Here is a 15,433-nt window from a genome sequence, read left to right as displayed (position 1 = left end):
TCCAACTTCAGTATATAATGTTTTTTAATTGGCACTATTATGTAAGGTTATGAGTAAACATATTTTATAAAGTCTTTATATATTATTAGTATCTTAAAGCATATTTGTAATCCTCCTGTTAATAAATACGTATGTTGCTTTTTGCTCAAATAATAATATCGGATTATTTTGTCGAAAACTAAACAAAAAGATAAAATAATGTTGTAAGAAAATATGAACATGGGTTGAAATATATGTATACCTATAACTTGTTGAAGAAATAGTATGCCAGTGAAATATATATTTAATTCCGAAGATCTATTTGCCCCTTTATGTTTTTGTATAGAAACCCACCAGCGTTACTTCATTAACCCTGCATAATAATTGTTTAAATATTATTGATATGGTAATATTTAAAAAAGTACTGTGATTTGTCAGATAATAAATTATTTTGTTATACTAGTTTATTTTATGCAGTTTACTTGCGAATTCAGTAAAAATAAAGTAGCACAGCAAATTAAATTAATGTATTAGTATAAAGGATATATATAAGGTGAATTTATAATATCAAATAATTAAGGAGGGTCTTGATACATGTATGAAAGAGCGGGGAAGTTCAAAGATAATAAAAACAGCGTTGCTACTAATTCCATTACTAAAAATAAACATAGTGTAAAACAAAGATTTAAGTTTGTAAATGATTCTTTGGGAACTAAAAATCAAAACTTACTTCAATGTCAATTGCCATGTAGTAAATGTGGCAGTAAAGAACATAAAACAAGTAAGTGTACTATGACAAAACAACAAATGGATCAACATAAAGCGGAAACGAAAGCATTTCATGAAGCAAAAAAGAGAACATTGGTTGAAATGCCTAAAGTAGCAACTACATCAGCTTTTTCAAAAAAACATCTTGTACCTCCTGGAACTACTATGGGAAATGCATCTAGGCTTGTAGCAAGTACAAGAACTTGGGGGGGCGGAGGACAGGCTGGTACTAGTACTGTAGTTAAAATGTCTGCCGAAGATCAACATGCAGAGGCACGTTTTATGATGGAAAGATTGAAAATGAATGAATCTAGAATCGTAAATGGAAAACTTGTACCTAACATGGGCGTGAATAAACAGACACGCTTTGTATATGCAACAAGATCAGCTAGAGTTACCTCCGATGAACATGGAAAACGTACTATCAAAGAGCAAAGAGATAAATATGCACATCCTGTATTGGGTCTAAGAGGAGCGCAAATTCATCATTTGCATGGTGTTGAGGAGGAATAAAAAAGAATACTGGGTTGACTGAAAAAATGCAAAGTTTACCTTTCGTGTATTCGCCGTTCTTTTGGCATATTAAGAAGTCGCCAGCATCATTTTGTGAATTTGGGCAATTCAGGTATTATAAAACCATACATTAACTAATTGTCCAAATATTATTAGTATGGTAATATTTTTATATGTACAGTGATAAATCAAACACATGTAGTTAGAAAGGTACAAACATATGGTGAAAAGAAGTACACACAAAAAATCATTAAAAAATAAGGATATAGACGGTTATATCCTTGATTTACTTGAAATTCTTGATATTAAAATACTAAGACTACTCATTATGATTCAAAACCTATGTATTGAATCTTCAAACCGTGGTTTTTCAATGAATTTTATCGAAATATTCAGGCTTTTCACAAATGATGTAGATTCTCAAAATGCCGAAGAACTACAGCATTTAAAAAATGAATATATTTCAAGGGAAATGAGTTTAAAGAATAACACACAAAGAAATAAATTGGATTTTTTATGCGAGAAATTTTCTCTTTCATGGCTGGAAAGGCAAATCGTGATCATGAGTTTTGCAGCTGAACTGCATCCCAAATATGAAAAAGTATATGGACTTATTGCCGATGACACTTCAATCAAATATCCTACACTGGAAATTGTATTAAAAATATTATATGATGATGCCGCAGAAATTATTAAGAACAAAAGACAGTGGTTTTGTGGCGGTTCTTTGCAGAAATTTCTATTCTCTGATTCACCATGGAATCTAAATGCTCAAAATCGAGAAATGCGCCTAGATGAAAGAATTATATTCTATCTATTGGGCATAGATAAGCTTCCACAAGAACTTGAAGGTTATATTGAGATATTTCATCCCGATGACATTATTTCTCCGCTTCTTATTCAGACAGAACTACAGAAAAAGCTTCAGAATTATTATACAACCGAATTGAAGGAAAGAGAAACCATTCTAATTCACCTGCAAGGAGCTTGTGGAACAGGTAAAACATTTCAGCTCAGGCATTTATGCAAAAGCTTAGGCAGAACTTTGTTAATAGTGGATATGAAGTTATTTTTATCGGATACAAGCTCTGAAAAACTAATAAAATTAATCCTGTGTGAAACCATTCTACAAAATGCAGTTCTTGCAGTAAAAATGCCAGATACCCCAGATGCCGTTGAAGATAAACTAATAAACGCATTGATTAAGCTAAAAACAGAGTACATAAAAGAATTTCAAAATGGTGAAATATTTTATATTCTTTCTACATATTCCATGAAAAAATATTTGCAAGAACAAAAAAATCCTATCCTTCACTTTTTATTAGAATTACCTGATGAACAAGAGAGAAAGATACTTTGGCAGGAGATGGGAAAGAATTATATATTCAGCACTTCAGTTAATTGGGGAGAGTTTGCGTCTAAATTCCGATTTACACCAGGTCAGATAATGGATACGCTTGAATTAGCAAAGATTAATGCAGCAGGAATTAAGAATAAGACAGAGGGGATAGATATAAAAAGTCTTAATTCTGCTTGTTATCATAATGGAAAAACTCACCTCATAACCAAGGCTAGAAAAATTGAAGCAAAATTTTATTGGAATGATATTATTCTTCAAGAAGATGCAAAGAATTTACTTATTGATGCTTGCAACCAAATGAAATTCAGGCAGAAGGTATTCGGGGATTGGGGATTTAATAAAAGACTTTTCTATGGAAAGGGGCTCAGTATGCTTTTTTCAGGACCTCCGGGTACTGGAAAAACCATGGCTGCACAGGTTGTGGCAAATGAACTTCAACTTGAACTTTACAAAGTGGATATTTCTAAAATGGTAAGTAAATATATCGGAGAAACAGAAAAGAATTTAGAAGAAATTTTTGATGAGGCACAGCTTAGTAATGCAATTCTCTTTTTCGATGAAGCTGATGCTATTTTTGGCAAGAGAACTGAGGTTAAGGACTCTCATGACCGACATGCAAATGTAGAAACGGCATATTTGCTGCAAAGAATTGAAGATTACGAAGGGGTCACCGTTCTAGCTACTAACTATATAAAGAATATTGATGATGCTTTTTTGCGGCGTTTTAATTTTGTTGTTGAGTTTCCATTTCCAGATGTAGCTCATAGAGAAATGATTTGGCGTTCTTTATTTCCAAAAGAAACTCCTTTATCGGAAGACATTAGTTTTCCTTGGATTGCCGAAAAATTTGAGGTTAGCGGAGGAAATATAAAAAATATTGCATTAGCTGCAGCATTTATTGCAGCCGAAAAAAATGAAGCAATAGGGAATAGACACATTATAAAAGCTGCTTTAACAGAACTTAAGAAAATTGGGAAGATGGTTATTTTAGATGATATAGAAGAATATTTGTAATCAAATGTTTGTAATCAAATGTTTGTAATTAAGGAAGGCGAATAAAATGTTTGCAGAAAAAAGTAAAAAGAATGATAAAGAAGTCCAGAAAATAAAATCAGATAATAAATTGCAAATGCGAAAAGTTCCTTCTATTAAGTCTGTTCAACATGCTGCAAAAGCATCTAATACCTTGCTTGCAGAATCTAATTCAGTGCAGTTTAAGAAAAATACAGAAGGTAAGTTGCCTATGAATTCATTTAATGACGAAATTCTTCAAAGAAAAGCAAAGTTAGGAGAGGAAGATTCGCCAGTAAGAGAAACGCTTGAGCCTGTTAATAAGAAGATAAACAATACTGGAATGCCAGATAGATTAATGGAAGGGATAGAAAAACTTTCTGGTATGGATATGAGTGATGTTAGAGTTCATTACAATTCAGATAAACCTGCACAGGTGGGAGCATTAGCATATACACAGGGAAGGGATATCCATGTGGCAGCAGGACAGGAAAAATATCTTCCTCATGAAGCATGGCATGTGGTACAGCAGGCACAAGGAAGAGTACAGCCAACTATGCAGATGCAAGGTATTAAGGTGAATGACAATCCAGGACTAGAATATGAGGCGGATGTGATGGGAGCAAAGGCTCAAAACTATACAGGGAATGAAGAATAGTGTTGAATTTTATTATATTGAATACTATTGGATGGTAATTCTGTGAATAGTGGTTATTATCTAATAAACTGATAATGATAGTCAAAATTATTTGTTACTAGCAGTTGTTATTAATGATAAAGATATTTAGCTGATATTTAATTCTAACTCATTGTGCTAGTTTATTTTAATCTTAGTTTGAAGCTAAACTTGTTCTAAAATTTTCAACTTAAAGATGTGTAAAATAACTATCATGGTGGATAAATTTAACTTAGGAGTAAAGTGTTATGTATGAACACGTAAGTAAGAAAAAAGAAAATAAAAGTAGGACAGTTTCAAATTATGTTCCTCAGAGAAAAAGCTGTTCTAAGGAAGGTTTTGATTTTTACAAAAGACCAGAAACCAAACAAAGTATTCAGTTGAAGAGTAATAAAGATAATTTTTCAAATAATATGCCTATTCAAATGGTGGTATTTATAAAATCAAAAGATGGGAAAACAAGAATGGAAGAAGATGATTTTTATGATCTTCAAGATGATGAAGAATATGATTATGAAGCGTTGGAGGAATATGAGGAACGTATAAGAGAGGAAAAAAAAGCAATAGCAAGACAAAAAAGAGCTGAGGAGGAAGAATTAAAAGCACAAGAAGCTGCAAAGAAAAGGCAGCAGATTTTGGAAAGAGAAAGACAATTGAGTGGAATACCACTTATAGTTACAAGAAGAGATAAGGATTTTAGAAATCCCCAAAATAGGAGAGGGCAAGGAAAAGCACATATAACTGAACACGGACTAGCACCTGCTGGCCGAATAGCTGTTACAGCGGAAGAACAGTTAGATCAAACAAGTATCAATAAGGGGGAAAGTGATCGAATATCTTTCACAGGACCAAAGCAAAATGATGGCGTAATTTATGGCGATCAAGAAATTGAGGTAAAATTACGAAAAATAGCACGAGCTAAAATAAAAGGTAAAAAAGATGCACAGCATTTGGAGGTATTTACAAGTAAAATGTTATTAGATAGAGTACGAGATGATCGACTTCGAGGGTATGTAAGAAGAGATGATGAGCATCAAGTAAGAGTTGCACAGCCAGAAAAAGGTGAATTATTGACCATACCGGCGCGGTTCATTAGGGGTTCTGGTTTTATGGAACAACATGATTCTGATTCAGAAGACGAACTCTAGATAATGCTTCAGTTATTATGGTTGCTTTTTGAATATTGGATAGAAGAACAGACACTTGATTCAGTAAGGGTGGTAATGGATGTATTCAGCAAAGAAGAAAGAAGAAAAAAAACAGAGAATAAAAGCAGAATGACAGCCAATTCAGTCACTCAAAAGAAAAGCAAAGGGAAGAAAGGTTTTCAGTTTGTAGATAATCTATCTAGTATAGTTGTTCAAAATAAACTGATAGAAAATGCAACAATAAATCCACAAGTAAATAAAGCGGGTACGTTACAGTTAACAAGAAGTAAAAGAATAGTTAAAACAAATAAAAAGGGTTCCAGTCGCATACCCCCAAAAATTAAAAAGGCGGGAAAAACTAGTTCGAATAGAATGTTTGTAATAGGACTTCCGCAGGGTAGTATACGATTTAATATTGGTCAACATGGTGCCAAGTCTAAAGAGCAGGAACGACTTACAGAACTTTTTGGAAAAGTGGTTTCTGGTTCAACACACCAGTCAGAACATACTATTGGTTATGCAGTGCTAGCAGATGGCTGGTTACCACGAAAAGAATCTAGAGATGCTCATATTCTAGAGAACATTGCACCTGCATATCAAGAGGTACATGATTTGCATAGAGCACACATCGGAACTGGATCTAATTCGAAGCCTGACCAAACTGGAATGAATGCAGATGAGTATCGTGAGATGCAGCGTGGATTATTAGTAGGAGATACAGATTACCATAAACAGCTAGCTAGTCGACCCTACAATCCAATTGGTGCTTCAGCGAAAGAAAGACAAAATGCAGTTAGTAATGCAGTTCAAATAAATCAATTGGGATACGGACAACTACTGCATTCTGGAAACACACACATATCACTTGACGATATCGTACTAAAGCAAGCTATCAATTCATATAATACTATGGTTAAGAATATGTCGGATGTTAAATATATGAAAAATGCGACAACAGCAGAGTCAGTATCTGTCGGTGAAGTCTCAAAACTGGAAATGATTCTGGCAAGGTCTGCGGCTATTTCTGGCAAATGGCCAAAGGCACAAATGGAGCAAATAAATCTATTGCTTGAGCAGTTCGAAAAATCTGGAGTGTGGCCAACAGAGGATATTAACAAAGTCCTCATGACTCTAAATTACACAGTACCTCCCAGATAATAATAATTCTTGTTTTGTATTGTAATCAAATAGAAAGTAAGGCTTCTAAAAGATATAATACATACCAACTCAAAGTATGGAATTTCACTTAAAGTAAAGCCAATTATTATTTAGCATTATCTGATTGTAATTGACTTAGTAAAAAAAATAGTATATTATAAACTACAACAATAATTATGTATATAATTAGATAAAATAGACCAAATATCCATAATTTCTTGGGTATAAAAACATTACATATAAGCACAAGTAATATAATTATTTCTAAAAAACGACAAAATTTTACGTAATAATTATGTGCTTCGGAAATGCAATAGGAGGAATAGATGGGGAGCTTTACTTCGATATCAGATGCAGGTTACTCTTTTGTTAAGCTGTTAAGAGACAAGTTGACTCCAAATCCAATATTGAAGCCGGAATTGATAGGATTATGTTCTCCTGCTGAAAAAGGCGACTTGCGCTTGACTATTTATCCTTATTCAATTAAGGAAAATGGAGCATGGAGAAGTCCTAATGGTCAAAATCTTTCGCTGAGTATTTACTTTTTGCTTACAGCACATTCAACTGTAGAAATATCTTCACGAGCGTATGATGAACTATGTATATTAGGTGCAGCAATGAAGGTAATTGCCATGAATCAAGTTCTAAAAGGATCTTATCTATGCGGTACATTGGCAGAACGGAATGAAGAGTTGAAAATTATACTAAATAATATGACGCTTGAAGAACAGTCAAAAATATGGAATTTTCCGAATGTTGCATTTAAAACTTCTCTTTGCTATATTGTTGAGCCAGTTCTTATTGACATAAATGAAATATCCGATTTTGCTGAAGTTAATAGAGTTATATGATTTTGTCAAACAGTTTGAAAGTGATAGTATTTAGAAATATTTGAAGAATTACTCTTTTCAAAGAAGTAGCTTTAACAGTTAAAAGGGCTACTAGCAGTGTATTATATAAACAGTATGTGTAGGGTGGAGACAATGGATTATAACATATGTATGCAGCTTGGTGACAAAGTATCAATGGCGATATATTTAAAGGATGAATTTACAGCACAATATATTACAGATTCCAGTATAAAGATTACTTTGGAGGACACTGATTTTAAACCTATTGTAAAATCCGATTGTTATGTTTTTACTCGATTAAATAATAAAATGTACAATGTAATAATTAAGTCAGATATATATCTTATGGAAAAATTTTCGGTCAATATGGAAGAACTACCCTCTAATAAATCTATTTTTATTACTCTTAAACCTTCACCATTATATCCTTTTCCTAAAAAATCAAATATTATAAGGCTTTCGTTGGTTGATTCTAGAGGAAAAGCAATAGAAGGAACATCCATTGAAGCTGCAATTGTTTCTGATAGATCGGCTGTGGCTAGAATTGTGAGTACTGAAGGCGAAAATGATATATTGAACCTTGTTAATATATCCGGTTGTATTGAAAGAGGAGATACCTTTGTGATAAAGAAAAAAGATGAAGATTTTACAGAAACTAATACAACTTGTACGATTGAAGGCAAAATTAAAAATGGAAAATTCAAGCTAACGAAGCCGCTTGTTAATGACCAGGTAAGGGGAGCGCTTCTTATGCCATTAATATATACAAGAACAGACTCAAGAGGGGAATGTGTTATTTTCTTTAGAAGCTTCAGGGAAAAAAGCTGTGAAGTAAGTCTCAAGATTGAAAATGAGGATACAAAAAGGTGTATCGTTATGGAAGAAGGTAAGCCTGTTTTTTTAAAGCTAATTACGGCTTAAATTATTGCTTTTTAAGTATGCCCTTTTAGGTAAGTTGTGTTTTTTGCGTAGTTTGAATTTAGGTTTGAAAAGTAAAATAGTTATTTTAGCTATTAATATAAAAAACTTTGTAAGACTTTACAAAAGCGTGTAATTACTAATAGAAAGGGGGAAAGGTTTCGGATATATATTTCCGAACCATAAAAACTTATGCCAGAGTATTTATCTCCAGGTGTTTATGTAGAGGAATTTGAAAGCGGTCCAAGACCTATGGAGGGTGTTAGCACTAGTACCGCTGGATTCCTAGGATATGCAGAAAGAGGTGTTATTGAAGGTTTGCCTGAGCTTGTAACTAGCTTTGGTGATTTTCAGAGAAAGTTTGGAGGGTATTTGCCAAAAAACCTATATGGGAATAATCGGTTTTTATCCTATGCAGTTGAGCACTTTTTCAATAATGGAGGAGGACGCTGCTTTGTAATGAGAGTAGTACCTCCAGAAGCAAAACAAGCCAAAAATTTTGATGATGATGGCGAACAAAGTGTTTTACATATCCTTGCTAAAAATCCAGGTGTTTGGGGAAATAGAATAAAGATAACTGTTACACCTTCTAGTAAGGCAAAGACAACTATAGAAGAAGTTATTGGTGATGCTGATACATCATTGCAGTTCAAAGTTAAGAACAGTGGAGGCTTTAATATTGGGGATGTTGTAGCGTTTTTTGACGGTGTAAATAAAATTCCTCAGAAGTATGCAATAGTTAAGGATGTACAGGATAATGTCATAACACTATCAGAAAAGCTAGCTGAAAATGCCAGCGAAATGATAGATAAAAGCTTGCCTCCTGTAAAAATTCTATATACATGTGAGGTTAATCTCAAGGTTAGTTATCAGGATATTTCTGAACTATATGAAAATGTATCATTAAATCCTTCAGCATCAAACTACATAGAAAAGGCAGTTTCAAAGTCTTCATTAGTAGTTGTTGAGAGCAACAATAAAGGGGATAGTTTACCGCTGCATCCATATCAGGTTATAACAAATAGAGAAATTATGCCCACTGAAAAAATAGTAGTAATTAAAGTCAAGGGCGGTATTGAAACCGAGGTTGAAAGTGGAGTAACAGACTTAGCTGGAGAGGAAATTGTAATAAAGAGGATAAAAGCTATCCAGTTAATAAAAGAAAGTGTTGAGAGCACAGAACTAAAGAGGATAAAAGACGGCATTAAAGTTGAAATATCAGCTGACAAAAAGATAAAAGTATTTGGAGACGCTGACAAGGAACTTTATAGTGGTGATTTTTCAACATTAAAACCAACAGAGAAAGTAGAAGTTATTAAAGTAAAAGATGGAATAGAAACTCAGCTGCAAGATGGTGAAACAGATTTAGCTGGTGAGGAGATAGTAATTAGAAAGATTAAAACAATTACCGAAGTTGAGACTGAGGATATATTAAAAAAAGTAAAAGATGGAAAGAAACTAGAAGTAATTGCTGATGATGAAGGCAAGACCATAATTGTGCTAGGTGAAAATGATAATGAACTCTATAAGGAAGAGTTAAAATATACCAAAGAAATAAGGTATAGTGAGCACACTATCACACTTATGAACGGAAGTGATGGAAATCTCAGCAAAACAACTGCGGCTGACTTTATAGGTCAGGATAATGGACCAGGAAAGCGTACAGGAATACAGGCATTTATTGATAATGAGGATGTAAGTATTATAGCAATGCCGGGAATAGTTGATCCTGCTGCACAGCTTGCACTTGTTGCTCACTGTGAAAATCTAGGAAGCAGATTTGCGGTTCTTGACATTCCTAATGATAAAAAGACTGTTGCAGATGTTGAAGCCTTCCGCAATATTGTGGATAGTCATTATGCTGCAATGTATCACCCATGGCTGCAGGTGTTTGATCCTTACGAGAAAATAAATACTTATATACCGCCATCAGGTTCAGTAATGGGTATTTATGCGCGTTCGGATACATCAAGAGGTGTACATAAGGCTCCAGCCAACGAGGTTGTAAGAGCGTGCACAGGCTTGGAATATCAATATAACAAGGGTGAACAGGATATTTTGAACCCAAAGGGAGTTAACCTTATCCGATACTTTACCGGTGAAGGAATAAGAGTTTGGGGAGCTAGAACTTGTACCTCTAATTCCCTGTGGAAATACATAAATGTAAGAAGACTATTTATATTCATTGAGGAGTCAATCAAACGAGGCACAAAATGGGTTGTTTTTGAACCTAATGATGAAAAACTTTGGTCAAGGGTTCAGCGTACAATTGAAAACTTCCTTACTACAGTGTGGAGAAATGGTGCTCTTATGGGAAACAGTCCAGCAGAAGCCTTTTTTGTTAAGGTTGATCGCTCTACAATGTCTCAAGACGATATTGATAATGGAAGATTGATTTGTGTAATTGGGGTTGCTCCAGTTAAGCCAGCAGAGTTTGTGATTTTTAGAATTTCTCAGAAAACTGGAGATCAACAATAGAGATAGTAATTAAGAAAACGGAAGGAGAGAAGAATCATGGCTACTAATGCCCGATTGGACCCATATAGAAATTTTCGGTTTAGGGTTGAAATAGAAGGTATTCAAGTTGCAGCTTTTTCAGATGTATCAGGATATGATCTTTCGATGGATGTAATTGAGTATCGAGATGGTAATGAGGCAATAACACCTAGAAAATTGCCAGGATTAAGAAAACATAGCAATATAACCTTGAAAAGAGGTATTACAGATTCAATGGATATATACAACTGGATGAAGAGCGTTTCAGAAGGAAAAGTTGAACGTAAGTCAGTTACAATTATTTCAATTGATGAAGATGGAAATGACTCGGCTACATGGCAGGTTGTTGAGGCATGGCCAATGAAATACAGTGTGTCAGACTTTAAGGGAACAGGAAATGAAGTATTGATAGAGACACTAGAAATTGCACATGAAGGAATGACTAGAACAAAATAATAATATTGGAGGATACAAATGGCTTTTCAAACAGAGTTTAATTTTGAGTTGCCTAAGGGCTATGTGGATATAGATGGGAATTTACATAAAAAAGGAGTAATGAGATTAGCTACTGCTGCTGATGAGATATTACCTCTTAAGGATCAAAGAGTTCAGCAGAATCCAGCATATTTAACAATTATATTGCTCTCAAGGGTTATTGTTAAGCTAGGAAGTCTTCAAGCTATTAATACTAAGGTGATAGAGGATTTATTTACAGCAGATTTGGCGTATCTTCAGGATTTATACCAAAGAATAAATGAAACGGGAACGTCAGCTATTAAAGTATCCTGTCCTAAATGCTTACATGAATTTGAATGGATTAATGAACCGATGGGGGAGCTATAAAGGGCTATCCGATAGCTAATATTTATGAAGAGGTAGCCTTCATTGCATATCATTTTCACTGGAGTCATGATGATATCATGGCAATGGAACATGCCGAAAGGAAAAAATGGTGTGAGGAGATTTCAAAGATTAACCGGAAGCTGAGTGAGGACAAAGAAAACGTGTTTGATCTAGGCTAAAAATATTTTATTGTTTACATATCAAAAGGGACTGTTGCAAACAAAAACAATATATCAACGGTGAAATGATTAAATAGTACTTCCGTGCAATATATATCTAATGCTCGCTCACGAAATTGACGCTGAAATATTTGCGGTTCAGAACAAGTACTTCAACCGACCATATTAACAAGGCATCCTGTCTCGGGTTAATACTCACTGCTACTTCCTGTAGCAGTGTCGGCTACGTTACTTGTTCTTCACCTACTATTTCTAGCATCAATTTCTAACTGAGCATCGCAATTAGATATATATTACACTCGCGTGCTATTTCTTACAATAAGTCATTGGTATACAGAAATTGTTGTTGTGTAACAGCCGTAGATTGAATCTATTGTATGTAGCTAAATAATAGATTAATGAAAATTAGTAACGAAATATTAAAAAGCAATTATTAAAAGTAGTAAAGGGGGTACTGAGCCCACGTCAACACTAATTGACGTGGGACGGTTGCAAAATGGAGAAAAGTTATCCGGTTGGTTCTTTTAAGTTTAAGGTGGAGATTAATGATATTGAACTTTATGGCGGTTTCTCTGAGGTGTCAGGCTTAGAAGCAGAGGTAGAACTAGAGGAATACAGAGAAGGCGGAACAAATTATATTCATCATTTTCCCAAATTTATTAAGCATCCAAGGTTGACGCTTAAAAAGGGGATTGTAGAATCAGGAGAATTACTCAACTGGTACAAAAGTGTATTAGCCGGACAAATTTTGAAGCAGAAGATTTCAGTTATATTGTGTAACAGCTTTGGAAAGGATGTAGCTAGGTGGGATTTTGTGGATGCATATCCTGTCAAGTGGACTGGACCAGAACTAAAGGCAGACAGTAATATGGCTGCTGTGGAGTCTATTGAATTTGTACATAAAGGAATGAAATAGAGGAATGAAATAATGCTGCAAAACAAGAAACTGTTTATACCAAAGCAAACACTAGCACCAAATAGAGTTTTGAAAAAAAAACATAATGATGCTTTTGTACAGAAGATATTTGCTAAGTACAATGTTTCAAGAAATAATTTGGCTGCTTGGTTTGATCTTTTCTATAAGGTTGATAGAGCATTTGATAATTATGTAAGAACTGATATTGAGCAGTTATTGATTAATATAAATATGCAGCTGCAAATATTGGAGCAAAGCGATAAAAGCAGTAATAACCATAAAAGCAGCACAAGTATTTTAAATAAGCAAGCTTTGACAAATTTTAAGAATCAACTTGAAAATACAGTTAAAGCAGTACACTCTTCTTCTAGACATCAAAGCATAAGATACTTAAAAGAAAGGCTTATAAATTATAATCTTTCAAATAGTATGGTTTTGGAAAATGCTTTTTATTTACAAAGTATAAAAGCTAATCATACTTTTCAGAGAGATTTAAAAAATGAAGCATCTCTAAATATACAAGCGATTAGTTCTGGGACTAATTTAGGAAGCATTTATAGTTTCCTAACTAGAGAGGAGTCTGTTTTAGGGAGAATATTAAGTTTTCCGAAGAGAGAGAGCCTGGATTTAAGTAATGTTTTGAACTTACCTGCCAGATTAGAACTTAATTTGGGAAACATTTTGAGTGTTCCTACCAAAGCGGAGCATAGATTGCGGAGCATTTTTAGCTTTCCAATTGGATTTAATTTAAATAATACTATAAAAGCTATAAACGAGTACATAAGAACTATAAATGGCCTTTATTTAAAAAGTATAAAACCATATCATGCCTATCAGAGAGATTTAAAAAATGAAATTTCTTTGAATTTTATTGATAATACAGTGAAACTTAGATTAGGGGATATTTTGAGTGTTCCCGCCAGAGCGAGGTATGGTTTTGAAAATATTATAAGATTTCTGACTAGAGAAGATTCTGGTTTAGGCAATACTTTGAGTGTTCTAACCCGAGCGGAGCATAGATTACGGAGCAATTTAAGCACTCCGATTGGATTTAAAATAAATAATACTATAAAAGCTATAAATGAGTATATAAAAACTATAAATGTCTTTTATTTAAAAAGTATAAAACTATATCATGCCGATCAGAGGGATTTAAAAAATGAAATTTCTTTGAATTTTATTGATAAAGCAGTGAAACTTAGATTAGGGGATATTTTGAGTGTTCCCTCCAGAGCGAGGTATTGTTTTGAAAATATTATAAGATTTCTGACAAGAGATGAGTCTGGTTTAGGCAATACTTTGAGTGTCCCTATCCGAGCGGAGCATAGATTAGGAAATGTTATGAGTTTTCCTGCCAGAGCAAGGTATAGATTAGATAACATTTTAAGATTTTTGACCAGATTTGAAATATCTGAAGCTAGAAAAGTTATAAAGGAATATAGAAGAACTATAAATGGTGGATTTGGAAGTGTGCTGCTTCCATATAATTTCAAAATGGTTAGCGGTGGCAAAGGTATTAATAGTTTTTACTTAAGGTATATTAGCGATAGTATTAATACTATTTATCCTATAGAAAATATAAATGGATTTGACAGATTATATTCTGAAATAGGCAATTATGAGGAGAATTATACAAATGTAATTAATATGAATCCTTATAATTTTAGGAATTATTACCACATTTATTTTCCGGGTTTATCTTCATTTATTAGCTCTGGATTTAAGAAGGCTTTTATACAAAGTGAATCTATAAAGGCATTTTCATCTATAATCCATGATAAGATTGTTTCTGGATTACGACAGGAACTTCCTGAGACATTGCGTTTAGCTTACCGTTTAGGGCTGTTTAGAGCAAATAAGCTGACAAAGCGGAAGCAAAAAAGAGAAATGAATAGTGAAACAAGAGAGTTCTGGCATAATATGACCTACAATATTATACAGGGCTTTAGAAAAGAACTTGAAAATAAGACCACTTACTTTTTTACAAATTATATTGATAAAAAAGCATATGGACTATCACCATTTCTTGATAATGAGGATGAAGATGATTATAACGAAAGACAAAATGGAGATTGGACATTAAAAGAAACATTTACACATAATAAGAATACTTCCTTTTTACATATGAGTGAACGGGAAAGAAATAGGATAACTCCATATAGTATTTATAATTTAAGAAAGACATACCCTGATATTTATAATATGCTTACTTTTGCAGGGCTACTGCCAACACTCTATGTACAAAAGCATTCAAGAGAGACTGCTATGAGTATTTTAAGCAAGAGTGTACAAAATTACTATACGTTGAACAGAAATTTAACGGTAAAAGCATATGACCATTTAAGAAATAAGCTTGAAAAAGAAGATAGGGGCTTTGTTTGGCCAGAGGCTATGAAATATAAAGCAACAATGGACTTTCGAAGTGTTAACAAACCGCAGAAGAACTCAAGCTATATAGAAGAAATACAAGCTTTGAAAACACAGGTTGTTAATATTGAAAAGCAAACATTACAGTATATACATACTTCAAATGTAAATGTTAATAGCTTGGTTGAAAGAATTTATAAAGAAATAGAGCAAAAAATCAAAGTTGACAGGGTAAGGCGAGGTTACTAGT

Annotated in this window: 13 protein-coding genes; all 13 read left to right on the top strand. The window is 33.6% G+C overall.

The window, feature by feature from the left end:
- Positions 1-573: 573 nt before the first annotated feature.
- The 13 genes from EHE19_RS14360 (at position 574) to EHE19_RS14305 (ending at position 15,432) form a co-directional block, all read left to right on the top strand.
- A complete protein-coding gene (locus EHE19_RS14360; RefSeq protein WP_137696803.1) occupies positions 574-1,260 on the top strand; it encodes a hypothetical protein in 687 nt (228 codons plus the stop codon).
- A gap of 220 nt (positions 1,261-1,480) precedes the next feature.
- Positions 1,481-3,634 (top strand): AAA family ATPase, encoded by a 2,154-nt coding sequence (locus EHE19_RS19815; RefSeq protein WP_137696802.1) that lies wholly within the window; start codon positions 1,481-1,483, stop codon positions 3,632-3,634.
- Positions 3,635-3,680: 46 nt separating this feature from the next.
- On the top strand, positions 3,681-4,289 hold the full coding sequence (locus EHE19_RS14350) for an eCIS core domain-containing protein (protein WP_205314714.1): 609 nt from the start codon (positions 3,681-3,683) through the stop codon (positions 4,287-4,289).
- A 266-nt stretch (positions 4,290-4,555) separates the two neighbouring features.
- On the top strand, positions 4,556-5,455 hold the full coding sequence (locus EHE19_RS14345) for a hypothetical protein (protein ID WP_137696801.1): 900 nt from the start codon (positions 4,556-4,558) through the stop codon (positions 5,453-5,455).
- Between the two features lie 3 nt (positions 5,456-5,458).
- Entirely contained in the window at positions 5,459-6,613 is a 1,155-nt protein-coding gene (locus EHE19_RS14340) for a hypothetical protein (RefSeq protein WP_137696800.1), read from the top strand.
- 326 nt (positions 6,614-6,939) lie between these two features.
- A complete protein-coding gene (locus EHE19_RS14335; RefSeq protein ID WP_137696799.1) occupies positions 6,940-7,464 on the top strand; it encodes a Pvc16 family protein in 525 nt (174 codons plus the stop codon).
- Positions 7,465-7,596: 132 nt separating this feature from the next.
- On the top strand, positions 7,597-8,385 hold the full coding sequence (locus EHE19_RS14330; RefSeq protein WP_137696798.1) for a hypothetical protein: 789 nt from the start codon (positions 7,597-7,599) through the stop codon (positions 8,383-8,385).
- A gap of 189 nt (positions 8,386-8,574) precedes the next feature.
- On the top strand, positions 8,575-10,860 hold the full coding sequence (locus tag EHE19_RS14325) for a phage tail sheath family protein (protein WP_244648250.1): 2,286 nt from the start codon (positions 8,575-8,577) through the stop codon (positions 10,858-10,860).
- A gap of 36 nt (positions 10,861-10,896) precedes the next feature.
- Positions 10,897-11,334, top strand: a complete 438-nt coding sequence (locus tag EHE19_RS14320) for a phage tail protein (RefSeq protein WP_137696797.1) — start codon at positions 10,897-10,899, stop codon at positions 11,332-11,334.
- An 18-nt stretch (positions 11,335-11,352) separates the two neighbouring features.
- Positions 11,353-11,721 carry a phage tail assembly protein gene (locus EHE19_RS14315; protein ID WP_137696796.1) on the top strand — a complete coding sequence of 123 codons (369 nt, stop codon included), beginning with the start codon at positions 11,353-11,355 and terminating at the stop codon, positions 11,719-11,721.
- Positions 11,718-11,900 carry a DUF6760 family protein gene (locus tag EHE19_RS20165; protein WP_137697028.1) on the top strand — a complete coding sequence of 61 codons (183 nt, stop codon included), beginning with the start codon at positions 11,718-11,720 and terminating at the stop codon, positions 11,898-11,900. Before EHE19_RS14315 ends, EHE19_RS20165 begins: the two co-directional genes overlap by 4 nt.
- Before the next feature lie 496 nt (positions 11,901-12,396).
- On the top strand, positions 12,397-12,816 hold the full coding sequence (locus EHE19_RS14310) for a phage tail protein (RefSeq protein ID WP_137696795.1): 420 nt from the start codon (positions 12,397-12,399) through the stop codon (positions 12,814-12,816).
- A 12-nt stretch (positions 12,817-12,828) separates the two neighbouring features.
- Positions 12,829-15,432, top strand: a complete 2,604-nt coding sequence (locus tag EHE19_RS14305) for a hypothetical protein (protein ID WP_137696794.1) — start codon at positions 12,829-12,831, stop codon at positions 15,430-15,432.
- The last annotated feature ends 1 nt before the right edge of the window (position 15,433 follow it).

The organism is Ruminiclostridium herbifermentans (assembly GCF_005473905.2).
In the GTDB taxonomy this organism is placed as follows: domain Bacteria; phylum Bacillota; class Clostridia; order Acetivibrionales; family DSM-1351; genus Ruminiclostridium; species Ruminiclostridium herbifermentans.
The sequence above is the reverse complement of the archived record's forward strand: the minus strand, read 5'-3'. Positions and strand labels throughout refer to the sequence as shown.